The following is a 23,595-nucleotide window of genomic DNA, read 5'->3' as shown; positions in this document are numbered from 1 at the left end:
GCCGTTTTCACCGGCCCAGCCAGGGGACTCGCGGCTTATGGTGCAAATCGGATACACGATGATGACCGAGCAGGCCGGGCCCCGCGAGCTGGTCGACCATGTGGTGCGCGCCGAAGAAGTGGGGTTCGACTTCTCGGTGACCTCGGACCACTACTTTCCGTGGCTGCGCTCACAGGGTCACTCGCCGTACGCGTGGAGTGTGCTCGGCGCCGCCGCGCAGGCCACCTCGCGCATTCCGCTGATGACCTATGTGACGTGTCCGACGTTCCGCTACCACCCGGCGGTCGTGGCCCAGAAGGCGGCGACGCTGCAGTTGCTGTCGCAGGGCCGGTTCCGGCTGGGGCTCGGCTCGGGAGAGAATCTCAACGAGCATGTGGTGGGCGGCGGTTGGCCGTCCGTGGACGTGCGGCACGAGATGCTCGAGGAGGCGGTCGAGATCATCCGGGCGCTCTTCGCGGGCGGTCATGTGAACCGGCGGGGCACGCACTTCGACGTGGAGTCGGCCCGGCTGTGGGACCTGCCGGACGAGCCGGTGCCGATCGGCGTGGCCGTCTCCGGCGAGCAGTCCTGTGCACTCGCGGGCCGGCTCGCCGACCTGGTGATCGCGACGGAGCCGAAGGCGGGCCTGCTGGACTCCTTCGACCGGCACGGCGGCACGGGCAAGCCGCGCGTGGGCCAGTTGCCGGTCTGCTACGACCCCGACCGGGAGACGGCCGTGCACCGGGCGCACGCGCAGTTCCGCTGGTTCGGCAACGGCTGGAAGGTCAACTCCGAGCTGCCGCACCCCGACGCGTTCGAGTCGGCCACCCAGTTCGTGACGCCGGACGACGTCACCGCGTCGATCCCGTGCGGCGACGACCCGGACGACTTCGTCGAGGCCGTACGCCCTTACGCGGAGGCCGGTTTCACGGAGATCGCCCTGGTGCAGATCGGCGGCGAGTCGCAGCCGGCGTACCTGGACTGGGCGGAGAAGACGCTGCTCCCGGCACTCCGTGACGCCTTCGCCGGCTAGACATACAGGGCCTGCCAAAGCATCGCCAATGGGTCCATATAGGCTGCCGGTCTGCACATGTGCAGTCCTGTCAGCCCCTCCTCAGGAGAGACACCTGTGACCCTAGCGATCGATCCGTCCGAGGCGTCGGCCGAGACGTCCCCCGCGCCGCTGTCCGACCTCGTGGCGCGGGACGCCCGGGAGTTCGGCGTCTATGCGCGGACCGGCGGATGGGCCTTCGGCCTGATGGTGGCGCGCAGCGTCCGGCCCGGCGGGCAGGGCGCGGACGAGACGCCGAAGGTGTCGGCGAAGGAGTTCGCCGAACTCGCCGGCTGCTCGGCCGACCGTGTCATGCGCTACTACAAGGCGTGGGACCGGGCCGCCGACGACGGTCTCGTCCCGCACTTCGAGGCGCTCATGCCGGGCCAGGAGGTGGAGCTGCCGGACGCCGACGTGTGGCTCGGCTACTACGTCTCCCGCAACAGCGCCACCTCCGAGCGCGGCGCCGCCATCGCCGAGGCCGCCGAGGCGGAGGGCATCCGGCCGACGAAGGCGCTGGAGGTCGCCGAGAACCCGACCGCCCTGCGGGCCGCGATCCTCGCCGACCCCTCCACCGCCCGCGCCGCCCGCCAGGCGCTCCTTGACCGGGTGCGCGAGGACCCGGAGCTCCAGTCCGAACTGGCCCGTGACGTCGTGCGCACCGACGATCTGAAGAAGGCCGTCGCCACCGAGAGCCGCGCCGCCGACCGGATCGGCTACGTCCGCCAGATCGCCGAGTCCGGCCAGATCAAGACCCCGGCCGGCCAGACCGTCGACGCGCCGGCCGACCTCCGCCAGGAGGCCGAGCGCCACCTCTCGCTCCTCGACGAGCTGGAGGACGACGAGGACACCGGCGAGTGGGCCACCGAGGCCTACGACACCATGAAGACCCTCGTCGTCGAGGCCGTGGAGGCCGATCCCGAACTGCGCGTACAGGAACGGCGGACGAAGTTCTACAGCAGCCTGCAGAGGGCGACGAAGGTCTTCGAGGAGCTGACCTTCGACGACGCGCAGGACTTCTACGAGGACGACATGGTCCAGCAGCTGGAGGAACTGCAGCAGGCCATCGGCGCCTGCATCACCGCGTTGCGCGGAGCTCGCGGGAATCACTCTCCGGAGTGAGCATCTTGTGCGCGACGGGGGTACTAGAGGGGGCCAAGCCCGTTCTCCCCGGAGGCCCTCAGGTGAACCCCCTCGTGCACAAGTCCCTGGTCGTGCAGCTCCAGGCCGGCGTCACGCACCGCTTCCCGGTGCTCGCCCACCTGTCGTACGAGGCCTCCGACCCGTTCGCCGTCACGGCGGTGTTCAGCCATGACGGCCGGGTCCTGGCCCGCTGGCGGCTGGACCGCGACATGCTCGCCGAGGGACTGCTCAAGCCCGTCGGACTGGGAGACGTGCGCATGCGCCCCGTGTCCACGGGCATGGGGCACGAGCTGCGCATGGAGTTCCTCGGCGACCCGCATCCCGACGGCGGCCGGCATCACGCCGTGGTCTTCGCCTGGGCCCCGGCGGTGACCACCTTCCTGCGCAGAACCCGGGAACTGGTCCCGCCGGGCAGCGAGCGGACCGGGGTCGACGAGTTCCTGGCCGAGCTCTTTGCACAGGACCGGGCTGAGTAGCCGTACTCATGCCGGGCGGGCGCGGGGCCAGCACGATGGGGCTTCGACGAAAAGGAGCCTGAACATGACCGCAGTCCGCCGCCCGCTGCCCGTCCTCCTCGCGGGGGCCGTGGTCGTGGGCATGGTCCTCTCCGCCTGGGCCCCGAAGGACCGCACCACCTGGTTCCTGGAGACCGTGTGGGTGCTGGTGGGGCTGCCGCTGATCGTGCTGGCCTGGCGCCGCTTCCCGCTCACCGGCCTGCTGTGCTGCCTGCTGACCGTGCACGCGGTGGTGCTGATGGTGGGCGGCCACTACACCTACGCGCAGGTGCCGCTCGGGAACTGGCTGCGCGACGAACTGGGCCTGGAACGCAATCCGTACGACCGCTTCGGCCACCTCATGCAGGGCTTCGTACCGGCCGTACTGGTACGGGAGTTGCTCAGCCGTACCTCGCCGCTGCGCGGGAGCCGTTGGCTGGCTCCGCTGACGGTGTGCGCGTGCCTCGCCTTCAGCGCCGTGTTCGAGATGCTGGAGTGGCTGGCCGCGGTGGTCGGCGGTCAGGCGGCGGACGCCTTCCTCGCGACGCAGGGGGACGTGTGGGACACCCAGTGGGACATGTTCTGCGCGCTCGTCGGAGCCACGGTGTCGGTCCTGGTGCTCAGCCGCCTGCACGACCGGCAGCTGGCGGCTCTGGAGGTCACCTCGTCGTATAGCGGCGCCGCACCCACAGCGGGACGACGAACCAGCACACGAGGTACCACGCCACTACCGCGGTGACCAGATACGGCACGAACGCGTCGTGAGTGGCGACACGGAGGATCAGCAGCAACGAGGAGGCGGTGGTGACGAGAAGCAGCACCAGGCCGATGAAGGTCAGCCGCGAGGCCCACTCCACCGCCCGTGGTTTGATGCGCCGCCCGGAGACCAGGCGGTGCAGCGAGACCGGCCCGATGAGGGCGCCGGTGGCGGTGGCACCGAGCACGACCGTGACGATGTAGATGGTCTCCTCGGTGTCGCCGAGGGTGGCGTACTTCGGGGTGAACACCACGGTCAGCAGGAAGCCGAACAGGATCTGCACGCCCATCTGGGCGACGCGGATCTCCTGCATGAGCTCGCCCCACATGCGGTCGGCTCGCTCGTCCTCGGTCTCGTCACGGCCCGTACGCCTCTCCGTTGCCTGCGCCATGCGGGACGGGTAACCCGGTGTCTGATCGTTCAAACAGCCGGGCCACTCCCCGCCGACGGGCTACCAGCGGCTCTCGACCTGGTCCTTGATCCGCCGGTCGTAGATGTCCTGGATCGCGGCGAGTGTCTCGGCGGACAGCTCCGGCAGCGCGGCGGCGGCCGCGTTGGCGCGGGCCTGCTCCGGGTTGCGGGCGCCGGGGATGACGGTGGTGACACCGGGCTGCTGGATGATCCAGCGCAGTGCGAGCTGGGCCGGGGTGCAGCCCTCGGGGGCGAGGGCGGAGAACTCGGCGGCGGCCTCCACGCCGGTGGTGTAGTCGACTCCGGAGAAGGTCTCGCCGACGTCGAAGGACTCGCCGTGCCGGTTGTAGGTGCGGTGGTCGTTCTCGGGGAAGACGGTGTCCTTGGTGTACTTGCCCGACAGCAGACCGGAGGCCAGCGGCACCCGGGCGATGATGCCGACGCCCGCCTGCTGGGCGGCGGGGAGAACCTTCTGCAGCGGCTTCATGCGGAAGGCGTTGAAGATGATCTGCACGCTCGCCACGCCCGGCCGGGCGATCGCGGTGAGGGCCTCCTCGCAGGTCTCCACGCTGACGCCGTACGCGGCGATGCGCTCCTCCGCGACGAGGGTGTCGAGCGCGTCGAAGACCTCGTCGCTCGAGTAGACGGGGGTGGGCGGGCAGTGCAGCTGTACCAGGTCCAGGCGGTCGACGCCGAGGTTGCGGCGGGAACGGTCGTTCCAGGCGCGGAAGTTGTCGAGGACGTAGTTCTCCGGGATCTGCTCGACGCGGCGGCCCATCTTCGTCGCCACGAACACGTGCAGATCGGGGCGGCTGCGCAGGAACGTCGCGATGGTCTGCTCGCTGCGGCCGTCGCCGTAGACGTCGGCGGTGTCGAAGAAGGTGACTCCCGACTCCGCCGCCGCCTCCAGTACCGAAAGGGCTTCCTTGTCGTCGACGTCTCCCCAGTCGGCACCCAGCTGCCACGTACCGAGACCGACGACGGATGCCTGCTGACCCAACCTGCCGAAAGTGCGCTCGTCCATGGCGTCAGTCTGTCATCCGTCACGGCTGTGCGCGGAACGGGCCCCTCCAGGGCAGGGCCTGTGAATGATTCACTCGCATGAGTGAATGACTTCTACGGGCAAGCGCTCTCTGTCAAGCGAGTGCCTAGCTTGAGCCCGTGACGGACTCATGGACCCGCAGGAGCTTTCTCCTCAGCGCAGCCGCCCTGACCCTGCTGCCGGCCGATCCGGCGGCCGCCGCGGCGGAACTGCCGGACTTCCCCGCCGGCGTCGGCCTCTACCGCACGGCGTACCGGAACTGGGTCGGCGAGATCACCGCGGCCGGCCTGTGGGCCTGCGCCCCGGCCGACGGCGAGCAGGCCGTCGCCGTCGTCAACTGGGCCTGGCACCACGGCTGGAGAGTCCGCGGCCGGGGTTCCTCGCACGGCTGGTCCCCGCTGACCCTCACGGAGGACACGCCGGCGGACGCCCCCGTCCTCCTCGTGGACACCGCCACCCATCTGACCGGCCTGGCCCTGGAGTCGTCGCACGCCGTGCGGGCCGGCGCCGGCGTCACCCTGGAGGCCCTGCTCACCTTCCTCGAAGGGCACGGCCTCGGGGTCACCGCCGCCCCCGCGCCCGGCGACCTCACACTCGGCGGCGCCCTGGCGATCGACGCGCACGGCACCGCCGTACCGGCGCGGGGCGAGGAGCGGCAGCCGGGGCAGACGTACGGCTCGCTCAGCAACCGGGTGCTGTCGGTGACAGCGGTGGTGTGGGACGAGAGCAGCGGCGCCTATGCGCTGCGGACCTTCGCGCGCGACGAGACCGACGCCGGCGCGCTGCTGACCCACCTCGGGCGGGCCCTCGTCACCGAAGTGGTGCTGCGTGTCGGCGCGAACAGCAACCTGCGCTGTGTGAGCCGTACGGACATCCCGGCCGCCGAGCTCTTCGCCGCGCCCGGCGGGGGCGGACGCACCCTCGCGAGCTACCTCGACGAGGCGGGGCGGGTGGAGGCCATCTGGTTCGCGTTCACGGAGTTCCCGTGGCTGAAGGTGTGGAGCGTCGAGCCGACGAAGCCGCTCGCTTCCCGGCGCGTGACGTCGCCGTACAACTACCCGTTCTCCGACAACGTCCCGACCCTGGTGGCGGACATCGCCGGGCGGATGGTGTCGGACGCGGCCTGGTATCTGGCGCCCGTGCTGGGGAACGCGCAGTACGACACGGCCGCGCTCGGGCTGGTGGCGACGCTGTCGGCCGACCTGTGGGGGCCGTCCAAGAACACGCTGCTCTATCTGAAACCGACCACGCTGCGGATCAACGCCAACGGTTACGCGGTGCTGACCCGGCGGGACCAAGTGCAGCGGGTCGTCGCCGAGTTCACCGCGTTCTACCGGGAGCGCCTTGCCGTGTACTCCGCGCTCGGCCGGTTCCCGGTCAACGGCTCGGTGGAGATCCGGGTGACGGGCCTCGACGATCCGGCGGACGCCGAACTCGTGGGCGCCCGGGCCCCGTTGCTGTCCGCGCTGCGGCCCGACGCCGGGCATCCGGAGTGGGACACGGCGGTCTGGCTGGACATCCTGACGCTGCCGGGGACGCCGTACGCGGAGCGGTTCCTGCGGGAGATCGAGCGGTTCCTGCTGGACAGGCACGACGGCACGGACTCCCTCACCCGGGTGGAGTGGTCCAAAGGGTGGGCCTACACCGAGGACGCGGTGTGGGACGACGAGGAGGTGCTGGGCACGGCGGTGCCGGCGTCGCTCGGGGACGGGACCTGGGGGCAGGCGGCCGGGATCCTTGACCGGCTCGATCCGCATCGCGTGTTCGGGAACGCCTTCCTGGACCGGCTGTTCGGCTAGTCCGCGGGTGGCGTCAACTGAACCTGCACCAGCGGGGCGTAGCGGTCGACGATGTCCTCGACGGCGCTCGCCCTCAGATGCCGGCCGCGGGCTATGCCGTACATGACGCCGAGGCCCAGCAGGGTGCCGACGGCGAGTTCGGCGCGCAGGCCGGTGTCGGGGCCGGTGAGGCGGGCGGCGAGGTGTTCGGTCACCTGGGTGCGGAAGTTGGTGCGCAGGATGTCGCCCTGCTCGCCGTGCAGGGGCGCGAACGCGATCCGCAGCAGGGGGTCGGCGCCGCGTTCGCTCTGGCTCTCCAGGACGTGTCGCACCATGTGCCGGCCCAGTTCGGGCAGCGGGGCGTCGAGCAGCGCCGCCGCGTCGGTCTCGAAGGACATGACGCGGGCGAAGAGGGTGTCCTTGTTGCCGAAGTACTTGAGGATCAACGGCGGGCTGACCCCGGCGCGTTCGGCGACGTCCTTGAGGGTGATGTCGGTGTGGGCGTGCCGGGCCAGGAGGTAGCGGGCCGATCTGAGGATCGCCGCCTTGGTGGCCTCGGCGTCCCGGCGTGCGGGTGCGGGGTCGGAGGCGGTGGGTGGAGTGCTCACGGCTCTCATGCTCCCTCCATCACCTCCTCGCGGGGCTCCCGGGCCCGACGTGTGCCGCCCGTCCCGGGGTCGCCGGGGATGCAGAGCGCGACGGCGCTGCCCGCCAGAGCGATCGCGCCCGCGATACCGAAGGCCAGCAGATAGCCGTCCAGGGTGGGCACCGGCAGACCGGCGACCGGGCTGGTGTGCCGGACCAGCACCGCGGCGACGGCGGCGCTCGACACGGCCTGGCCGATCGTGCGCATGAGGACGTTGACGCCGTTGGCGGAGGCGGTCTGGCCGGCCGGTACGGCGTGCAGGATCAGCGTCGGCAGCGCCGAGTACGCGAGTGTGGTGCCGGTGCCGACGATCGCCGCGCCCACCATGATCATCCACAGGTCGCGGCTGTCTGCGATGCGCACCGCGTACCCCGCCGCGATGACCGCGGCGCCCAGGGCCAGGGTGACGCGGGGGCCGCGGGCCGCCGAGATCCGGGCGGAGAGGGGCGAGAGCAGCAGCATGATGAAGCCGCTCGGCAGCAGCACCAGACCGGTCTGCACGATCGACAGACCGAGACCGTATCCGGTGGCCTCGGGCGCCTGCACCAGCTGGGCCGTGACGAGCGAGTTGGCGTAGAACGCGAACCCGGTCAGCAGCGCGGCCACGTGCGACAGCCCGACGCGCGGCCGGGACACCAACCGCAGGTCGACCAGCGGCCGTTCGGCCCGCAGCTGCTGCCACCACCACAGGGCGAGGACGGTGACCGCGGCCGCGAAGAGCCCGACGATCCGGGCACTTGCCCACCCCCACTGTCCGCCCTGCGAGACCCCGAGCAGCAGACACACCAGGCCGGTCGCCAGCCCCAGCGTGCCCGGCACGTCGAACCGGCCCGGCTCGCGCACCGGCGACTCCCGCACCGCCCACCACACCGCTCCGACGCCCACGGCGCCGAGAACGGCGGTCACCCAGAACATGGCGTGCCAGTTCGCGTATTGCACGATCACCGCCGCGAGCGGCAGCCCCAGCGCCGCGCCGATGCCGACGGTCGAGCTCATCAGCGCGACGGCGTGCCCCCGCCGGGCCGGCGGGAGTTCGTCGCGCAGGATGCTGATGGACAGCGGCACGACGGCGGAGGCGGCGCCGGACAGGGCGCGGGCGGCGATGAGCACCCGGATGTCGGAGGACAGGGCGCACAGCACGGAGCCGACGGTCATCAGTGCGAGCGCCGCCATGAGGACCCGGCGTTTGCCGTACATGTCCCCGGCCCGGCCGAGGACCGGGGTGAGGACGGCGCCGGACAGCAGGGTCGCGGTGACCATCCAGGAGACGGTGCCGGGCGAGGCGCCGGTCAGCCGCGGCAGGTCCGGCAGCAGCGGGACGACCACGGTCTGCATGACGGCCATGAGGATGCCGCCGTAGGCCAGCACCGGGACCGTCAGTCGGTCCCGCAGCGGGCGGGATATCGGAGCGGGTCCGTCCATCGGCACTCCACAAGGACAGGAAAAAGAGGTGAATGGCTATTCACCATACTCGGTGAATAGCCATTCACCTAGCGATTGTCCCGACGATCACTCAGTCCTTGCGGGAGCTCAGTGCCCGTGCGTGCACGTTCCGCGCGATCTTCGGCCCCAACCAGCGCTTGAAGCGGCGCAGCACTTCCAGCTGTCCTGCGGCCCGGTCGATGCGGTAGTACAGCTGGGGCGGGACGTAAGGCAGCAGCGGGGAGTGGCGCTGGCCGAGCAGGGCGAACATCTGCTGCGGGGGCAGGCCGATGTAGCGCGGGAGGTTCTCGTACCACTGGGCGCTGTAGCGGGCGGCGCTCTGGACGGAGAGGAGTTCCGCCTTGCGCCGCTGTTCGTAGCGGGTGAGCGCCTCAGGGAGCGCGGCGTGTTCGCGCAGCGCCTCCGCCAGGGCCATGGCGTCCTCCAGGGCGAGGGTCGTCCCGGCGCCGATGGAGTAGTGCGTGGTGTGGGCGGCGTCGCCCATCAGGACGAGGTTGCCGTGCGACCAGGTGCGGTTGGTCAGGGTGCGGAAGTTCAGCCACTGGGCGCTGCCGTCGGCCGAGGAGCGGCCGATGAGGGCGCGCCCGTCCAGGATGCCGGCGAAGAGCTTCTCCAGCAGGGCCAGGCCCTCGCCCTCGTCGGCCCGGTCGAGGCCGAGGCCGGTCCAGGTCTCGGGGGCGCATTCGATGACGCAGGTGCTGCGGTCGGGGCCGAAGCCGTAGCCGTAGCACCAGATCCAGCCGTGGTCGGTCTCGACGAAGGCGAAGGTGAAGGCGTCGAAGACCTTGGTGGTGCCGAGCCAGATGTAGTGGTTGCGGCCCGCCTTGACCTCGGTGCCGAAGTGCGCGGCGTGGGCGGTGCGCAGCGCGCTGTGGACGCCGTCGCCGGCGACGACGAGGTCGGCGTCGGGCAGGTTCTCCGGGGTGATGCCGTGCTCGAACTCCAGGCGGACGTCGAGCGAGCGGGCGCGGGCGGCGAGGAGTTCCAGGAGGCGGTGGCGGCCGATGCCGTGGCCCTCGTCGCCGTCCTGGCGGGTCGCGAGGTCCCGGACGTGGGCGACGCCGTGGTTCCAGCGGACGGAGTGCTCCTCGACGGCACGGGCCGACTCGGGGTCGTGCGCGTGCAGCTTGTCGAGCAGTCCGCGCCAGTAGGTGACGCCCCAGCCGTACGTCGAACCCTCGGGGTTGCGTTCGTAGACGGTGATGTCGTGGGACGGGTCCTGCAGTTTGAGCAGGATCGACAGATACAGGCCGGCGGGCCCGCCGCCGACACAGGCGACCTTCACGCGCACCCCTGGGAGTCACTCAGAGCGGTCATTTGACGACGCAGGGTAGCAGGGCTTTGCGTCAGCTTCCGCGGGTGAGGCAGGTCACCGGCGAGGCGTCGCTCCGGAAAAGATCACCTGCCAGGCGGCTCCGCGCGGCGGAATTTCCCCTTCCAGGGCCTCCGCCCTCACGTTCCGCGGCAAGATCATCTTCGTTCAAGCTTGTACTGGATATGAGGAATTGTCCGGATCTCAGCCAACCGGTCACAGCTGCCCCTTCGGCACCGATAGGGATACGGGGTCATCCGACGTACCCACCCGAAAGGACCGATCCCGTGCCCGAACTGACCCGGCGTCACGCCCTCGCGGCCGCGGCCGCCGTCGCCGCCACGGTCGCCGTCACCCAGCCGGCCTCCGCCCATGACCACCACTCCCCCGACACCTTCGACGAGGTCTACAAGGGCCGCCGGATACAGGGCCGGCCCGCGTCGGGCGCCGGTCACCACCACGGCGCCGGATACGCCGTGTTCATCGACGGGGTGGAACTGCACGTGATGCGCAACGCCGACGGCAGCTGGATCAGCGTCGTCAGCCACTACGACCCGGTGCCGACCCCGAGGGCCGCCGCACGCGCCGCGGTCGACGAGCTGCAGGGCGCGCGGCTTCTCCCGTTCCCGGCCAACTGACCTTCTCCGTAACCGTTTTGGAGCACCGCACATGACCGTCCGCAAGAACCAGGCGAACCTGACCGCCGACGAGAAGCGGCGGTTCGTCGCCGCCGTCCTGGAGCTGAAGCGCAGCGGCCGCTACGACGCCTTCGTCACCACGCACAACGCGTTCATCATGTCCGACACCGACAACAGCGAGCGTACGGGCCATCGTTCACCGTCGTTCCTGCCCTGGCACCGCAGATACCTCCTGGAGTTCGAGCGGGCGCTGCAGTCGGTGGACGCGTCCGTCGCGCTGCCGTACTGGGACTGGTCGACCGACCGCTCCCCGCGCGCCTCGCTGTGGGCGCCGGACTTCCTCGGCGGCACCGGGCGGAGCCGGGACGGCCAGGTGATGGACGGCCCGTTCGCCGCGGCGGCGGGCAACTGGCCCATATCCGTGCGGGTGGACGGCCGTACGTTCCTGCGCCGCTCGCTCGGCACCTCCGTGCGCGAGCTGCCGACGAGGGCGGAGGTCGACTCGGTGCTGGCGATGGCGACGTACGACATGGCGCCCTGGAACAGCGCGTCGGACGGCTTCCGCAACCACCTGGAGGGCTGGCGCGGGGTCAATCTGCACAACCGGGTCCATGTCTGGGTCGGCGGCCAGATGGCGACCGGGGTCTCCCCCAACGACCCGGTGTTCTGGCTGCACCACGCCTACGTCGACAAGCTGTGGGCCGAGTGGCAGCGCCGGCACCCGGACTCGGGGTACCTGCCGGCCGCCGGGACGCCGGACGTGGTCGACCTGGGCGAGACGATGAAGCCGTGGAACGACGTGCGCCCGGCGGATCTGCTGGACCACCGGGCGTACTACACCTTCGACACCGACTGATCAGGCCCCTGCCGTACGGCACTCCGGGTGACCCCAGCCCTGGTCGTTCTTGGCGATGTCCGCGCCCGCCGCGTAGGAGCGGCCGCACATGCAGCGGCCGGGGAACTTCGCCTTGATGGTGCGGGACGAGGAGCCCTGACCACCGCTTCGCCGGGGCGACCTGGCCTTGGCGGGGCGGGAGGTCTTCGGGGTGTCCGGGGAGGGCGGCGGCTCGGGCGACCCCTGGTCGCTGCCCGCGGGCTCCTGGACGGTGGCGGCCTGGCTGGCGGCGCGGTCCGCGAAGTCGTTGAGGCGGTCGCCGTCGACCTGGTGGGCGGGGACGTAGCGGAAGTCGACCGTGCGGCCGTCGAGGAGTTCGTCGATGCGGACGACCAGCTCCTGGTTGGCGACCGGCTTGCCCGCGGCCGTCTTCCAGCCGTTGCGCTTCCAGCCGGGCAGCCAGGTGGTGACGGCCTTCATCGCGTACTGGGAGTCCATCCGGATCTCCAGCGGTACGTCCGGGGCGACCGCGGTCAACAGGCGTTCCAGCGCGGTCAGTTCCGCGACGTTGTTCGTGGCCCTGCCGAGCGGCCCCGCCTCCCAGCGGGCCGGAGTCTCCCCCTCGTCGGCGACGACCCAGGCCCAGCCGGCCGGTCCGGGGTTTCCCTTCGATGCACCGTCGCACGCGGCCACCACACGTTCACGCATGCGACCGATCATGCCACGGTCGGCCGGGGCACCCGGTCACCGGGTTTCGGCCCTGAGGGCTCGCGGTCCTCACACCTCGCTGATCTTCGGCATCTCGCCCTGGGTCGTCGACATGTCGATCACCGAGAAGCTCGCGCCCTGCGGGTCGCTGAGGGCGGCGAACCGGCCGAAGGGGCTGTCCATCGGACCGAAGCGGAGGGTGCCGCCGAGCTTGGTGGCCTTGGCGACGGCGTCGTCGCAGTCCGCGACGGCGAAGTAGACGTTGACGTACGAGGGGACCTCCGGCGGGAACTCGTCCGTCATCCTCATCCGGCCGAGGACCGTGTTCTCGCCGACGTCGAACATGCGGAAGTCCATCGCGTCGTCCTCGATCTGCTTGACGGCGTACGGGAAGACGGCCGGGAAGAACGCGTCCACCTTCTCGGGGTCGCGCGTGAAGATCTCCGCCCAGGCGTACGCGCCGGGGGTGCCGACGGCCTCGAAGCCCTCGTGGACACCGGCCTGCCAGACGCCGAAGACGGCGCCGCCCGGGTCGCGGCCCAGGCACATCGTGCCGAAGTCGCCGACCGCCATGGGCTCCATCAGGACCTCGCCGCCGTGGTCACGGATCCTGGCCGCGGTCGTGGCCGCGTCCGGGCTCGCGAAGTACAGGCACCACTGCGACTGGCCCTCCTGCCCCGGCATGGGCGGCACGACGGCGGCGACGGCCTTGCCGTCCGCGTAGGCCTGTGTGTAGTTGCCGTACTCCGACGACGCCTCGCCGAAGGTCCAGCCGAGGACGTCACCGTAGAAGGCTTTCGCTCCCTCCACGTCACTGAACATCGCGTCGGCCCAACAGGGGGTTCCCTCAGGTTGTACGGCCATGACTGCGGCCCTCTCCGGTTCGGTGGGTGGTCCGGTTTCTCACGCTAGCCACGCGACCGCCGGGGCGCGCGCTGAACGGTTCGGCCCGTTTCAGCCGGTGGCGCCGAGCCCCCGCCCTCTTGACTCAGCTCGCACAGGTAGGCGAGTTTAACGATAAACACGGCCGAGTCCTGGAGTGCATCTCGTGTCAGACACCACTGCCGTCATCAACCTCGACCTCGCGGGTCCGACGATCAGCCGGCATCTCTACGGCCACTTCGCCGAGCATCTCGGCCGCTGCATCTACGGCGGTTTCTGGGTCGGCGAGGACTCCCCGATCCCCAACGAGGGCGGTATCCGGCTCGACGTCGTCGAGGCCCTGCGCGCCCTGGACATCCCCAACCTGCGCTGGCCCGGCGGCTGTTTCGCCGACGAGTACCACTGGAAGGACGGCATCGGCCCGCGCGAGCAGCGGCCCCGGATGGTCAACACGCACTGGGGCAACGTCGAGGAGAACAACCATTTCGGCACCCACGAGTTCATGGCCCTGTGCGAACTGCTGGGCGCCGAGCCCTACATCAGCGGCAACGTCGGCTCGGGCACCGTGCAGGAGATGAGCGAGTGGGTGGAGTACCTGACCCGGGACGGCGACAGCCCCATGGTGCGGCTGCGCAAGGACAACGGGCGTGAGGAGCCGTGGCGGGTGAGGTTCTGGGGCATCGGCAACGAGACCTGGGGCTGCGGCGGCAACATGCGCGCCGAGTACTACGCCGATCTGGCCCGCCAGTACGCCACGTACTGCCGTGACCACGGCGACAACAAGCTGTACCGGATCGCCTCGGGAGCCGCGGACGCCGATTACAAGTGGACCGAGACGCTGATGCAGCAGATCAGCTGCTTCGGCTGCGAGGCCACCCCGAAGAACTTCTTCCAGGCCCTGTCCGTGCACTACTACACGCTCGCCGGTCCCTGGGAGGCGAAGGGCAGCGCCACCGACTTCGACACCGACGACTACTACCGCACGATGGCGGCGGCCCGGAAGATCGACCGGATCCTCACCGGCCACTCCACCGTCATGGACGTCTACGATCCCGGCCGCACCGTGGGTCTGGTGCTGGACGAGTGGGGCACCTGGTGGGACGTGGAACCGGGCACCAACCCCGGGTTCCTGTTCCAGCAGAACACCCTGCGGGACGCGCTGGTCGCGAGCGTCCACTTCGACATCTTCCACAAGCACGCGGCACGGCTGCGCATGGCCAACATCGCGCAGACCGTCAACGTCCTCCAGGCGATGGTCCTCACCGACGGCGACAGCCTGGTGCTGACCCCGACCTACCACGTCTTCGAGATGAACAAGGGCCACCAGGACGCCCGTTCGCTCACCGTCCACCTGCGGGGCGAGGACCCGGAAACCGAGCGCCTGTCCGCGTCCGCCAGCGTCAAGGACGGCACGGTGCTCATCTCGCTGTCCAACCTCGACGCGGCCGAGCCGGCCCGGGTGACGCTCGATCTGCGCGGCGGCAGCCTGGGGGCGACGACCGCCCGCATCCTCACCGCCGACCGGCTCCAGGACCACAACGCCCCCGGCGCAACGCAGACGGTCGCCCCGTGTGCCTTCGACGACGTCAAGACCACCGGCCGGGGGCTCGAACTGACCCTGCCGCCCCACTCCTTCGTCACCGTCCGGGCCCCGCTGGCCTGACCCGTGCCCCGGCCCTGCCGCTCGCGAGAGGGCGGGGCCGGGATGTAATGGTCCGGCGGACGTCGGCAGCACAGAACAGGCGGTGGCCATGGCGACCATGCAGGACGTGGCCCGGGCGGCCGGTGTCTCGGCGATGACGGTGTCCAACGTCATCAACGGTCACCCCAAGGTGAGCGAGGCGACCCGGGAGAAGGTCCTCAAGGCCATGGCCCGCCTCGACTACCGCGTCAACGTCTCCGCCCGCAACCTCCGCAAGGGCCGTACCGGCACCATCGGCCTGGCCGTCCCGGAGGTGGACAGCCCCTACTACGGCCGGCTGGCCGCGGCCATCATCGCGGCGGCCGCGCCGCTCGGCCTGCGGGTCGCCATCGAGCAGACCTACGCCCTGCGGGACAGCGAACTCGAGGCACTGGCCCTGTCCCGCAACCGCCTCTACGACGGGCTCATCCTCAGCACGGTGGGCATGGGACCGCAGGACACCGAGTGGCTGACCATGGACCATCCGGTGGTCATCCTGGGCGAGCGGATCTTCGGCGGCCCGGTGGACCACGTCGCCATGCCCAACGTCGAGGCCTCCCGGGCGGCCACCCGGCACCTCGTGGAACGGGGCTGCCGGCGCATCGCGTTCGTCAGCGGCACGGTCGGCGAGGAGGTCGACGTGTCGAGCCTGCGCCACACCGGCTACCGGCAGGCCCTGGAGGAGGCCGGCCTGCCCCTGGACCCGGAGCTGCACCGATGCCGGGCGGCCTTCTCCAGGGCCGAGGGGGCACGCTGCGCCCGGGACATGGTGGCGAGCGGGCTCGACTTCGACGGGGTCTTCTGCGTGACCGACACCGTGGCCATGGGGGTGCTGCGCGGTCTGGCCGACGCCGGGGTCCGGGTGCCGGAGCAGGTCAAGGTGATGGGCTTCGACGACGTACCCGAGAGCGGGTTCCTGGTGCCCTCCCTGTCCACCGTCGACCCCGACCACGACACGATGGCCGAGCGTGCCGTCCGTCTCCTGGTCCACCGGATCGAGCGGACCGGCGCCCGGCCGGAGCCGGAGGAGTTCGTCAGCCGTTTCACCGTGGTGGTGCGGGAGTCCACGGGCGGCCCCGCCTGACCGGCTCACCCCCGGCCGCCGCCCTCACCAAGGCTTCGGTGAGCGTGGCGGTGGGTTCGAATACGTCGAGTGTGCCGTGCGCGTGCAGCAATCTGCGTTGACCGGCATCACACAGCAGGGCGAACCCGCGCTCCGCGGCGAGGACCCGGCCGCGGAAGCGCAGCAGCAGGCTCAGACCGGTGGAATCGATGAAGGCGACCGGGCGCAGGTCGACGACATGGCCGGGTGCGTCCAGGCGCAGCAGGGAGTCCAGCCACAGCCGCAGTCCGGTGGCGGTGGCGAGGTCGACGTCGCCGCGGAGTTCGGCGACGAGCAGGCCGTTCGCGTCCTTCAGGAGCTGGTGCTCCCCGGCCGGGGCCCAGTGGGCAGGGCCGACCGGCTCCAGCGTGTTCTCGTACAAGCCGTCCGTCCCTGAGCCCTGCCCACCATGCACCCCGGATCCCGTGTTCCGGAGCGGGCACGGGCGGTGACTTCGTCATCCCCGCACCGCGCGCACCCGCTCCGGAACTCCCCCTGGGCGGCTCCCCCTTGAACCGTGGGCATGCACTGTTCTACCTTCGCCACATGGTCGGGGCATCAACGCCCGCTCACCGGTGCCACAACGAGCGGACAGCAGTTGGGCCAGGTGATGTGACATGCGTCCGCACCTCGCCTTGATCGAGGACGACTCCGATTTCGCACTGATGTGCCGTTCCTATCTGGAGCGGGCCGGTTTCACCGTCACCTGGGCGATGGACGCCCGCGTCGGCAAGGCCGTGCTGCACGAGGGCGGCATCGACCTGGCCGTCCTCGATCTGGGCCTGCCCGACGGCAGCGGCCTGGAGCTGCTGCGGGCGCTGCGCTCCACCAGCCGCCTCCCCGTCATCGTGATCACCGGCCGGGGTGCGGAGGCCGACCGGGTGGCCGGACTGGAGATCGGGGCGGACGACTACCTGGTCAAGCCGTTCTCGCAGCGGGAGCTGGTGGCCCGTATCCGCGCCGTGCTGCGCCGCGCGCAGCCGCCGGACACCCCGGCCGTGTTCCAGATCGGCCCGCTGCGCATCGACACCGCCGCCCGCCAGGCCTCCTGCGAGGGGTTCCTGCTGGTGCTGCGGCCCAAGGAGTACGCGCTGCTGGAGCTGCTGGCCACCGCGCCCGGCCGGGTGTTCTCGGCGGAGCAGCTCCTGGAACGCATCTGGGGCGCCTCCTGGCAGCAGCCCGCCACCGTCGTCGAGCACGTCTACCGGCTGCGCGGCAAGCTCGCCCTGCTGCCCGTGCCCGCCCCGCGGATCACCACCGTCCGCGGCTACGGCTACCGACTGGACCCCTGACCTGCCCCGGAGAGGGCCGCCATGCCCGAGACCCTGGACTTCCGGCGCCTCTTCGACGCCACCCTGTCCCCGCTGCTGGTCCTCACCCCCGACTTCACCATCGTCGAGGTCAACCGCGCCTACCTCACGGCCACCGGGACCGAGCGCGCCATCGTCGGGCGGCCGATCTTCGAGGTGTTCCCCGACAACCCGGACGACCCGACGGCCGACGGCGTCGCCAATCTACGGCGCTCGCTGGAGACGGTGGTGGCGACCGGCCGGACCGACACCATGCCGCTCCAGCGGTACGACATCCCCACCGGCGAGGCGGGCGGCTTCGACGAGAAGTACTGGAGCCCGGTCAACGCCCCGGTCCTGGACGCGGACGGGCGGGTCACGCACGTCATCCACCGGGTGGAGGACGTCACGGAGTTCGTGCATGTGCGCCGGGTGGGGCGGGAGCAGCAGCGGGTGGCCGCCGAGGCGCAGATGCGTGCCGAGGGCATGGAGATCGACCTGTTCGTACGGGCCCGGGAGATCCGCGAGGTCAACGATCAGCTGCGGCACGCCAACGCGGAGCTGGACGCGGCGGGGCGCCGTCTGCGGGAGGAGCAGCAGGCCAAGGACCGGTTCATCGCCACGCTCTCGCACGAGCTGCGCAACCCGCTCGCCGCGGCGACCGCGGCCACCGAACTGCTGGCGCTGGACATGCCCGACGGCCATCCGGCGCTGTCCGTGCTGGAGCGGCAGCTGGGCACGCTGGTGCGCATGAGCAACGACCTCCTCGACGGCACCCGGGCGCTCACCGGACGGCTGGAGCTGGTGCGCGAGCGGGTCGACGTGCGGTCGGTCGTCGAGAGCGCGTGCGCCGACATCCGGGGCCTGTTCGGGCACGAGAGCCGCGAGCTGGACGTGGGGCTTCCGGCGGCACCCGTGGTGGTCGACGGCGACCGGCTGCGGCTGGCGCAGGTGCTGACGAACCTGCTGTCGAACGCGCTCAAGTACACGCCGCCGGGCGGCCGCACCGAGGTCGCGCTGCGCGCCGACGAGGGACGGGCCCGGCTGACCGTCCGGGACGACGGCATCGGTTTCGACCCCGCCCAGGCCGAGGACCTGTTCGGGGTGTTCATGCGGGCGGCCCCGGCCGGCCCCGACACACCGGAAGGCCTGGGCCTCGGCCTGGCCGTCGCACGGACGGTCGTCGAGCTGCACGGGGGCCGGATCAGCGCGCACAGCGAGGGCCCCGGCCGCGGCGCGGCGTTCACGGTGCTGCTGCCCGTCGCCGACCTGACGGCGCCGGAGCCGCCGCGGCCCGTGGTGGTGCGACCGGCCCGGCGCCAGCTGTCCATCCTGATCGTGGAGGACAACGCCGACCTCGCCCTGACCTACCGGACCCTGCTCCAGCGGCAGGGCCATCACGTCACCGCCGTCCACACGGGCGCCGACGCGCTCACGGCCACCGAGGACGGCCTCTTCGACGTCGTCCTGTGCGACCTGGGTCTGCCCGACGTGGACGGCTACACGGTCGCCCGCACGATCCGCTCCCGGCCGCACGGCGACCGGGTACGGCTGATCGCGGTGTCCGGGTTCAGCCGGGGCACCGACCGCTCCCGGTCCCGGACGGCGGGCTTCGACGCGCACCTGGCCAAGCCGCTGCCGCTCAACGACCTGGTCGACCTGCTGGAGCGCCCCGACCGGGGCTGACCGGCCTGCCTCTTCCCCCTTCTGCCCGGCTGTGCTTGCCTGGGGAGCCGATTTCGGTGTCCGGGGCGGGAGTTGCCGCATGCGCAAGCCGTGGATCGTGGGACTACTGCTGGCCGGCGTGCTGCTCGGCGCGTGCTCGGACCCGGAGTCCGGGCCGGAGGCGGCCCCGCCGCCGCCGGCCGTCGGCACCACGCACCAGCGCGCCGCCGCCAGCCCCAGTGCACCGGCCAAGGCACCGAAGGTGCTCTATCTCGGGGACTCCCTGGCGATGGAGGCGCAGCGAGTGCTCGGCCAGGAGCTGCGCCGCGATCTGCGCGCCGACTACACCAGCAGGCCGTACTCGGGCACGACGGTCTGCGACTACCTGGAGGGCACCGGCGCGAAGTCCCTCGTACCGGACGGCGACAAGGCGGCCGCGCTCGTGCGGTCGCTGCACCCGGACTTCGTGGTGCTGCAGTTCTGGGGCAACGCGTGGGGCTACACGTGGTGCATGGACGGCATCACCCACGCCGACGACCCGACGACGTACTTCAAGCGGTACCGGGCCGACATGGCCCGGCTGACCGAGCAGATCGCCGCCGCGGGCGGTGCCGCGCGGCCCCGGATCGTGTGGGTGGCGCAGGGCCCGGACCCGATCACCCCCGAACGGGTCCGGCGCGTCAACGAGCTGTACGAGCAGCAGGCCGCCGCCTCCGGGGACGTCGTCGCGGACGCCGGGGCCCGGGTGAGCGCGGCCGGGGCCCGCTACACCTGGACGCAGTACGTGCCGTGCGACGCCTACGAGCACGAGCACCGCGTCTACTGCACCCAGCCGGGCCGGGACCGGACCGCCCTGCACCTCGACAAGGACTACCTGCACTTCTGCCTGGCGCCCACGACGTCCACGCCGAAGCCCTGTCCGGTCCGCTCGCCCGGCATCCTGCGGATCGCCCGGGAGATCACCCGCGTGATCGGCCGGGCCGCCGCCGGCTGACGCTCACTCGCCCGCGTAGACCCGCTCCAGCTCGGCCTTGTCGAACTTGCCCATCGCCATGAACGCCTTCGTCACCCGGACCGCCTTCTCCGGGTCCGGGTCGCTGACCATGGCGATCAGGTTGTCCGGGATGACCTGCCAGGACACGCCGTACTTGTCCTTGAGCCAGCCGCAGGGGCCGGGCTCGCCGCCGTTCTCGGTGAGCTTGGCCCAGTAGTAGTCGATCTCCTCCTGGCTCTCGCAGAAGAGCTGGAAGGAGATCGCCTCGGTGAACTGGAACTGCGGTCCGCCGTTCAGGGCGACGAACTTGTGGCCGTTGGCCGTGAAGTCCACGGCCATCACCGAGCCGGGCTCGCCCATGCCGCCCTCGTTGACCCGGGCGACCGAGCCGATGCTGGAGTTCTTGAAGATCGAGACGTAGTAGTGGGCGGCTTCCTCCGCATTGCCGTCGAACCAGAGACACGTGGTGAAACCGTCGGTCGCCATGGCGTCCTCCTGGGGCGTGGGAATCGCTGTCGAGGGTGTGGACTGATCCATGCCCGGAAACTCATCGGCCGTACTGACCCGTCCGGCCTACCATCCGCACCATGACGTCAGCTCCCACGGAAAGCAGCGCGGACATGATCCGCCCCTACCGCATCGACATCCCGCAGAGCGACCTCGACGACCTCCACGCCCGCCTCGACCGCACCCGCTGGCCCGACGACCTGTCGGCGACCGGCTGGGCCTACGGCGTACCGGCGGACTATCTGCGCGACCTCGTCCACCACTGGCGGCACTCCTACGACTGGCGTGCCGCCGAGGCGGAGCTCAACGAGTGGCCCCAGTTCACGACCGTCATCGACGGCACGACCGTCCACTTCGCCCACATCCGCTCCCCCGAGCCGAACGCCACCCCGCTGATCGTCACCCACGGCTGGCCGGGTTCGATCGTCGAATTCCTGGATGTGGTCGGCCCGTTGACCGATCCGGCGGCCCACGGCGGCGACCCGGCCGACGCCTTCCATGTCGTCGTACCGAGCATCCCCGGCTACGGGCTGTCCGGGCCGCCCGCCGACACCGGCTGGGATGCCGACCGGATCGCCCGGGCCTGGGCCGAGCTGATGCGGCGGCTGGGCTACGAGCGGTTCGGCGCGCAGGGCGGCGACTGGGGCTCGGCGATCTCCCGCGCGCTGGGCCGGCTCTGCCCGGACCGGATCGTCGGCGTCCACCTCAACCTGGTGATAGGCGCGCACGCCACCCGGGAGCCGACCGAGGACGAACTCGCCGCGCTCCCTCCCGAGGAGCGGGAGCGCACGCTCGAGTCGTGGCGCCGGTGGAGCGCCCGGTCGCGCGAGGGGACGGGGTACATCGCCCTGCAGTCGACCCGGCCGCAGACCCTCGCCTACGGCCTGACGGACTCCCCGGTCGGCCAACTCGCCTGGATCGTCGAGAAGTTCCACGAGTGGACGGACTCGGATCAGTACCCGGAGGAAGCCGTCGACCGGGACCGGCTGCTGACCAACGTGATGCTGTACTGGCTGACCGGGACGGCCGGTTCGGCCGCCCGCCTCTACTACGAGCAAGCCCACCCCCGGGGCGAGCGGCCGACGCGGCCCACCGAGCCCTCGACCGCGCCCACCGCGGTGGCCGTCTTCCCGGCCGAGATCTCCCTCCCGCTGCGACGCAACGCGGAGCGCACCGACACGATCGTGCGCTGGACGGAACTCGACCGCGGCGGGCACTTCGCGGCGATGGAGGAACCGGATCTGCTCGTCGAGGACGTGCGGGCGTTCTTCCGGCAGCTGCGCGAGAAGGCTTGATCCCCCGCGAAAAGGCCTGATCAGGGGGGGTCTCCTGGGTTCTCTGCCCGTGGCGAATCTGCCACGGGCAGAGAAACCGGCCACGGGCGGCCGACGGGGTCGAGAGTGAAGTCGACGACAACCCGACCACTCCGCACGGAGGCGAACCGATGACACCACTCACCCCGCTCCTGCCGCGGGCCGAGGAGGGCGACACCCCGCCCTCCCGGTTCGACGACGACCTGGCCGCCCAGCTGCTCGGGCAGCGGATCGTCCTGCTGGGCACGCAGGTCGACGAGGTCTCCGCCAACCGCGTCTGCTCGCAGCTGCTGATCCTCTCCGCGGAGGACCCTCGCACCGACATCAGCCTGTACATCAACAGCCCGGGCGGCGCGGTCTACGCGGGCCTCGCCATCTACGACACGATGCGGCTCATCCCGAACGACGTGTCCACGCTCGCCATGGGGTTCGCGGCCAGCATGGGGCAGTTCCTGCTCTGTGCCGGCACGCCCGGCAAGCGGTACGCCCTGCCCAACGCGCGGATCATGATGCACCAGGGCTCGGCGGGCATCGGCGGTACCACGGCCGACATCGAGATCCAGGCGGAGAACCTCGACCACAGCAAGCGGACCATGGAGCGGCTGCTGGCCGAGAACACCGGCCAGACGCCGGAGACCATCGCCCGCGACGGCGACCGGGACCGCTGGTTCACGGCCGAGGAGGCCAGGGAGTACGGCATGGTGGACCGGGTCCTGGAGTCCCTCGCGGACGTCCGCCCGGCCGCCTCGAAGCGACGGATGGGGCTGTGACATGGGGAACTACACGATTCCGTACGTCGTCGAGCGCACCGCGCACGGCGAGCGCACGTCCGACGTGTTCAGCAGGCTGCTGTCGGAGCGGATCATCTTCCTCGGCACCGAGATCGACGACGGCGTGGCCAACGTCGTCATCGCGCAACTCCTCCATCTGGAGTCCTCGGCACCGGACCACGAGATCTCGATCTACATCAACTCCCCCGGCGGCTCGTTCACTTCGCTCATGGCGATCTACGACGCGATGACGTACGTCCAGGCGCCGATCTCGACGGTCTGCGTCGGCCAGGCGGCCTCCACGGCGGCCGTGCTGCTCGCGGGCGGGGACCCGGGGCGGCGGATCGTGCTGGAACACGCGCGCGTGCTGCTCGGTCAGCCGGCCAGCGGCGGCAGCCGGGGCAGCATCTCCGATCTCGCGCTGCAGGCCAAGGAGATGATCCGGATCCGTGGACAGGTGGAGGAGGTGCTCGCCCGGCACACCCACCACGACGTCGCCACCCTGCGCGCCGACATGGACCGCGACAAGGTCTTCACCGCGCAGGAGGCCGTGGCGTACGGGCTGGCCGACGAGGTACTGAGCCGGCGCCTCGTGAAGGTGTGAGGCGCCGGGTGGGCGTCAGGCGGCCAGGCAGAGGCCGTCGTACGAGGAGGTCGTCGCCCGGCGGGTTCCGGCGGACGTCCGGCTGGTGAGCCGGATCAGCTCGCCCTGGGCCCGCGCGAGCAGGTCCCCGAGTCCGAGGCCGAGGGCCTGGGCCGCGGCCGCGAGGACCTCCGACGAGGCTTCCTTGCGGCCCCGCTCCACCTCGGAGAGGTAGGGCATGGAGATCCGTGCGGCATCGGCGACGTCCTTCAACGTCCGCTCCTGGGCCAGCCGTTCACGCCGCAGCACGTCACCCACGAGGTCCCGCCACAGGGGTTCCTTGGGGGGCGGCGATCCGGCGGGGCGATCGGCGACAGGCCGGACGGGCGCGGGGCGGACGGTGGCTCCACGGTCGGAGAGCCGACGGGGGGTTCCCGGGCCGGCGATCTCCGGGCGGACGGCGGACGGGGTGGCGATCCCTGGGCGGGCGGTTCCCCGGCCGATTACCTCGGGGCGAGCCGTCTCGGGGCGCGCGGTTCCCTGGCCGGTTACCACCGGGCGAGACGTCTCGG

25 protein-coding genes are annotated in these 23,595 nt (G+C 71.2%); 15 read left to right on the top strand and 10 right to left on the bottom strand.

From position 1 onward, the window contains the following. Positions 1-37 precede the first annotated feature (37 nt). The 4 genes from ACFUO4_RS27360 to ACFUO4_RS27345 all read left to right on the top strand — a co-directional run bounded on the left by ACFUO4_RS27360 (position 38) and on the right by ACFUO4_RS27345 (position 3,406). Positions 38-1,012, top strand: coding sequence for an LLM class F420-dependent oxidoreductase (locus ACFUO4_RS27360; RefSeq protein ID WP_383489607.1), 975 nt, complete (start codon positions 38-40; stop codon positions 1,010-1,012). A 96-nt stretch (positions 1,013-1,108) separates the two neighbouring features. Continuing rightward, positions 1,109-2,152: a hypothetical protein gene (locus ACFUO4_RS27355; protein WP_383489604.1), complete on the top strand. Its 1,044-nt coding sequence runs from the start codon at positions 1,109-1,111 to the stop codon at positions 2,150-2,152. A gap of 62 nt (positions 2,153-2,214) precedes the next feature. Next, positions 2,215-2,649 (top strand): SsgA family sporulation/cell division regulator, encoded by a 435-nt coding sequence (locus ACFUO4_RS27350; protein WP_383489601.1) that lies wholly within the window; start codon positions 2,215-2,217, stop codon positions 2,647-2,649. Positions 2,650-2,713: 64 nt separating this feature from the next. Beyond that, the gene (locus tag ACFUO4_RS27345; protein WP_383489598.1) at positions 2,714-3,406 is read left to right on the top strand and encodes a DUF2238 domain-containing protein; all 693 of its coding nucleotides are present in this window, start codon (positions 2,714-2,716) and stop codon (positions 3,404-3,406) included. Here the strand turns inward: ACFUO4_RS27345 and ACFUO4_RS27340 are convergent. Together ACFUO4_RS27340 and ACFUO4_RS27335 are read right to left on the bottom strand one after the other, a co-directional pair. Beyond that, positions 3,327-3,815 (bottom strand): DUF6328 family protein, encoded by a 489-nt coding sequence (locus tag ACFUO4_RS27340; RefSeq protein WP_079311856.1) that lies wholly within the window; start codon positions 3,813-3,815, stop codon positions 3,327-3,329. The genes ACFUO4_RS27345 and ACFUO4_RS27340 overlap by 80 nt on opposite strands. 60 nt (positions 3,816-3,875) lie before the next feature. Further along, entirely contained in the window at positions 3,876-4,859 is a 984-nt protein-coding gene (locus tag ACFUO4_RS27335; RefSeq protein WP_383489595.1) for an aldo/keto reductase, read from the bottom strand. A gap of 137 nt (positions 4,860-4,996) precedes the next feature. On the opposite strand from ACFUO4_RS27335, the gene ACFUO4_RS27330 reads away from it, so the two are divergent. Then, positions 4,997-6,676: a cholesterol oxidase substrate-binding domain-containing protein gene (locus ACFUO4_RS27330; protein WP_383489592.1), complete on the top strand. Its 1,680-nt coding sequence runs from the start codon at positions 4,997-4,999 to the stop codon at positions 6,674-6,676. Here the strand turns inward: ACFUO4_RS27330 and ACFUO4_RS27325 are convergent. The 3 genes from ACFUO4_RS27325 to ACFUO4_RS27315 all read right to left on the bottom strand — a co-directional run bounded on the left by ACFUO4_RS27325 (position 6,673) and on the right by ACFUO4_RS27315 (position 10,029). Further along, on the bottom strand, positions 6,673-7,272 hold the full coding sequence (locus tag ACFUO4_RS27325) for a TetR family transcriptional regulator (protein ID WP_383489589.1): 600 nt from the start codon (positions 7,270-7,272) through the stop codon (positions 6,673-6,675). The genes ACFUO4_RS27330 and ACFUO4_RS27325 overlap by 4 nt on opposite strands. Next, on the bottom strand, positions 7,269-8,723 hold the full coding sequence (locus ACFUO4_RS27320; protein ID WP_383489586.1) for an MFS transporter: 1,455 nt from the start codon (positions 8,721-8,723) through the stop codon (positions 7,269-7,271). Before ACFUO4_RS27320 ends, ACFUO4_RS27325 begins: the two co-directional genes overlap by 4 nt. Before the next feature lie 91 nt (positions 8,724-8,814). Next, positions 8,815-10,029 carry an FAD-dependent monooxygenase gene (locus ACFUO4_RS27315; RefSeq protein ID WP_383489583.1) on the bottom strand — a complete coding sequence of 405 codons (1,215 nt, stop codon included), beginning with the start codon at positions 10,027-10,029 and terminating at the stop codon, positions 8,815-8,817. 314 nt (positions 10,030-10,343) lie between these two features. On the opposite strand from ACFUO4_RS27315, the gene ACFUO4_RS27310 reads away from it, so the two are divergent. Together ACFUO4_RS27310 and ACFUO4_RS27305 are read left to right on the top strand one after the other, a co-directional pair. Next, positions 10,344-10,694: a tyrosinase cofactor gene (locus ACFUO4_RS27310; protein WP_079311852.1), complete on the top strand. Its 351-nt coding sequence runs from the start codon at positions 10,344-10,346 to the stop codon at positions 10,692-10,694. A gap of 31 nt (positions 10,695-10,725) precedes the next feature. Next, complete coding sequence (locus tag ACFUO4_RS27305) at positions 10,726-11,550, top strand: tyrosinase family protein (RefSeq protein WP_383489580.1); 825 nt, start codon at positions 10,726-10,728, stop codon at positions 11,548-11,550. On the opposite strand, the gene ACFUO4_RS27300 is transcribed toward ACFUO4_RS27305, so the two are convergent. Together ACFUO4_RS27300 and ACFUO4_RS27295 are read right to left on the bottom strand one after the other, a co-directional pair. Next, complete coding sequence (locus ACFUO4_RS27300) at positions 11,551-12,249, bottom strand: ribonuclease H (protein ID WP_079311851.1); 699 nt, start codon at positions 12,247-12,249, stop codon at positions 11,551-11,553. Between the two features lie 57 nt (positions 12,250-12,306). Continuing rightward, a complete protein-coding gene (locus tag ACFUO4_RS27295; RefSeq protein WP_383489578.1) occupies positions 12,307-13,101 on the bottom strand; it encodes a VOC family protein in 795 nt (264 codons plus the stop codon). 184 nt (positions 13,102-13,285) lie between these two features. Here ACFUO4_RS27295 and ACFUO4_RS27290 point away from each other — a divergent pair, with 184 nt between their 5' ends. Together ACFUO4_RS27290 and ACFUO4_RS27285 are read left to right on the top strand one after the other, a co-directional pair. Next, positions 13,286-14,782, top strand: a complete 1,497-nt coding sequence (locus ACFUO4_RS27290; protein WP_383489576.1) for an alpha-N-arabinofuranosidase — start codon at positions 13,286-13,288, stop codon at positions 14,780-14,782. Between the two features lie 88 nt (positions 14,783-14,870). Then, positions 14,871-15,884 carry a LacI family DNA-binding transcriptional regulator gene (locus tag ACFUO4_RS27285; RefSeq protein ID WP_383489573.1) on the top strand — a complete coding sequence of 338 codons (1,014 nt, stop codon included), beginning with the start codon at positions 14,871-14,873 and terminating at the stop codon, positions 15,882-15,884. Here the strand turns inward: ACFUO4_RS27285 and ACFUO4_RS27280 are convergent. Then, positions 15,844-16,284 (bottom strand): STAS domain-containing protein, encoded by a 441-nt coding sequence (locus ACFUO4_RS27280; protein WP_383489570.1) that lies wholly within the window; start codon positions 16,282-16,284, stop codon positions 15,844-15,846. The two genes, ACFUO4_RS27285 and ACFUO4_RS27280, sit on opposite strands and share 41 nt — an antisense overlap. Positions 16,285-16,519: 235 nt before the next feature. On the opposite strand from ACFUO4_RS27280, the gene ACFUO4_RS27275 reads away from it, so the two are divergent. From ACFUO4_RS27275 to ACFUO4_RS27265, 3 genes are all read left to right on the top strand, one after another. Next, the gene (locus tag ACFUO4_RS27275; protein ID WP_079311847.1) at positions 16,520-17,194 is read left to right on the top strand and encodes a response regulator transcription factor; all 675 of its coding nucleotides are present in this window, start codon (positions 16,520-16,522) and stop codon (positions 17,192-17,194) included. Positions 17,195-17,215: 21 nt separating this feature from the next. Beyond that, complete coding sequence (locus ACFUO4_RS27270; RefSeq protein WP_383489566.1) at positions 17,216-18,877, top strand: ATP-binding protein; 1,662 nt, start codon at positions 17,216-17,218, stop codon at positions 18,875-18,877. Positions 18,878-18,956: 79 nt separating this feature from the next. Further along, on the top strand, positions 18,957-19,850 hold the full coding sequence (locus ACFUO4_RS27265) for an SGNH/GDSL hydrolase family protein (protein WP_383489563.1): 894 nt from the start codon (positions 18,957-18,959) through the stop codon (positions 19,848-19,850). Positions 19,851-19,853: 3 nt separating this feature from the next. Here ACFUO4_RS27265 and ACFUO4_RS27260 read toward each other — a convergent pair whose 3' ends face one another. Next, complete coding sequence (locus tag ACFUO4_RS27260; RefSeq protein WP_079311845.1) at positions 19,854-20,336, bottom strand: VOC family protein; 483 nt, start codon at positions 20,334-20,336, stop codon at positions 19,854-19,856. A gap of 101 nt (positions 20,337-20,437) precedes the next feature. On the opposite strand from ACFUO4_RS27260, the gene ACFUO4_RS27255 reads away from it, so the two are divergent. The 3 genes from ACFUO4_RS27255 (at position 20,438) to ACFUO4_RS27245 (ending at position 23,044) form a co-directional block, all read left to right on the top strand. Then, positions 20,438-21,652 carry an epoxide hydrolase family protein gene (locus ACFUO4_RS27255; protein ID WP_383489559.1) on the top strand — a complete coding sequence of 405 codons (1,215 nt, stop codon included), beginning with the start codon at positions 20,438-20,440 and terminating at the stop codon, positions 21,650-21,652. 149 nt (positions 21,653-21,801) lie between these two features. Then, positions 21,802-22,440, top strand: a complete 639-nt coding sequence (locus ACFUO4_RS27250; RefSeq protein WP_383489557.1) for a ClpP family protease — start codon at positions 21,802-21,804, stop codon at positions 22,438-22,440. Position 22,441: 1 nt separating this feature from the next. Continuing rightward, positions 22,442-23,044, top strand: a complete 603-nt coding sequence (locus ACFUO4_RS27245; protein WP_383489554.1) for a ClpP family protease — start codon at positions 22,442-22,444, stop codon at positions 23,042-23,044. A gap of 15 nt (positions 23,045-23,059) precedes the next feature. On the opposite strand, the gene ACFUO4_RS27240 is transcribed toward ACFUO4_RS27245, so the two are convergent. Continuing rightward, entirely contained in the window at positions 23,060-23,470 is a 411-nt protein-coding gene (locus ACFUO4_RS27240) for a helix-turn-helix domain-containing protein (RefSeq protein WP_383489819.1), read from the bottom strand. Positions 23,471-23,595: the final 125 nt, after the last annotated feature.

Source organism: Streptomyces sp. NPDC057280, assembly GCF_042668605.1.
Lineage (GTDB): Bacteria > Actinomycetota > Actinomycetes > Streptomycetales > Streptomycetaceae > Streptomyces.
The sequence above is the reverse complement of the archived record's forward strand: the minus strand, read 5'-3'. Positions and strand labels throughout refer to the sequence as shown.

Bases quoted from the DNA above. Each gene is read 5' to 3' on its own strand.
- ACFUO4_RS27270 (WP_383489566.1), top strand. From the start codon at position 17,216: ATGCCCGAGACCCTGGACTTCCGGCGCCTCTTCGACGCCACCCTGTCC.
- ACFUO4_RS27325 (WP_383489589.1), bottom strand. From the start codon at position 7,272: ATGAGAGCCGTGAGCACTCCACCCACCGCCTCCGACCCCGCACCCGCA.
- ACFUO4_RS27345 (WP_383489598.1), top strand. From the start codon at position 2,714: ATGACCGCAGTCCGCCGCCCGCTGCCCGTCCTCCTCGCGGGGGCCGTG.
- ACFUO4_RS27320 (WP_383489586.1), bottom strand. From the start codon at position 8,723: ATGGACGGACCCGCTCCGATATCCCGCCCGCTGCGGGACCGACTGACG.
- ACFUO4_RS27335 (WP_383489595.1), bottom strand. From the start codon at position 4,859: ATGGACGAGCGCACTTTCGGCAGGTTGGGTCAGCAGGCATCCGTCGTC.
- ACFUO4_RS27360 (WP_383489607.1), top strand. From the start codon at position 38: ATGGTGCAAATCGGATACACGATGATGACCGAGCAGGCCGGGCCCCGC.
- ACFUO4_RS27260 (WP_079311845.1), bottom strand. From the start codon at position 20,336: ATGGCGACCGACGGTTTCACCACGTGTCTCTGGTTCGACGGCAATGCG.
- ACFUO4_RS27245 (WP_383489554.1), top strand. From the start codon at position 22,442: ATGGGGAACTACACGATTCCGTACGTCGTCGAGCGCACCGCGCACGGC.
- ACFUO4_RS27250 (WP_383489557.1), top strand. From the start codon at position 21,802: ATGACACCACTCACCCCGCTCCTGCCGCGGGCCGAGGAGGGCGACACC.
- ACFUO4_RS27305 (WP_383489580.1), top strand. From the start codon at position 10,726: ATGACCGTCCGCAAGAACCAGGCGAACCTGACCGCCGACGAGAAGCGG.
- ACFUO4_RS27275 (WP_079311847.1), top strand. From the start codon at position 16,520: ATGCGTCCGCACCTCGCCTTGATCGAGGACGACTCCGATTTCGCACTG.
- ACFUO4_RS27295 (WP_383489578.1), bottom strand. From the start codon at position 13,101: ATGGCCGTACAACCTGAGGGAACCCCCTGTTGGGCCGACGCGATGTTC.
- ACFUO4_RS27285 (WP_383489573.1), top strand. From the start codon at position 14,871: ATGGCGACCATGCAGGACGTGGCCCGGGCGGCCGGTGTCTCGGCGATG.
- ACFUO4_RS27255 (WP_383489559.1), top strand. From the start codon at position 20,438: ATGACGTCAGCTCCCACGGAAAGCAGCGCGGACATGATCCGCCCCTAC.
- ACFUO4_RS27340 (WP_079311856.1), bottom strand. From the start codon at position 3,815: ATGGCGCAGGCAACGGAGAGGCGTACGGGCCGTGACGAGACCGAGGAC.
- ACFUO4_RS27265 (WP_383489563.1), top strand. From the start codon at position 18,957: ATGCGCAAGCCGTGGATCGTGGGACTACTGCTGGCCGGCGTGCTGCTC.
- ACFUO4_RS27300 (WP_079311851.1), bottom strand. From the start codon at position 12,249: ATGATCGGTCGCATGCGTGAACGTGTGGTGGCCGCGTGCGACGGTGCA.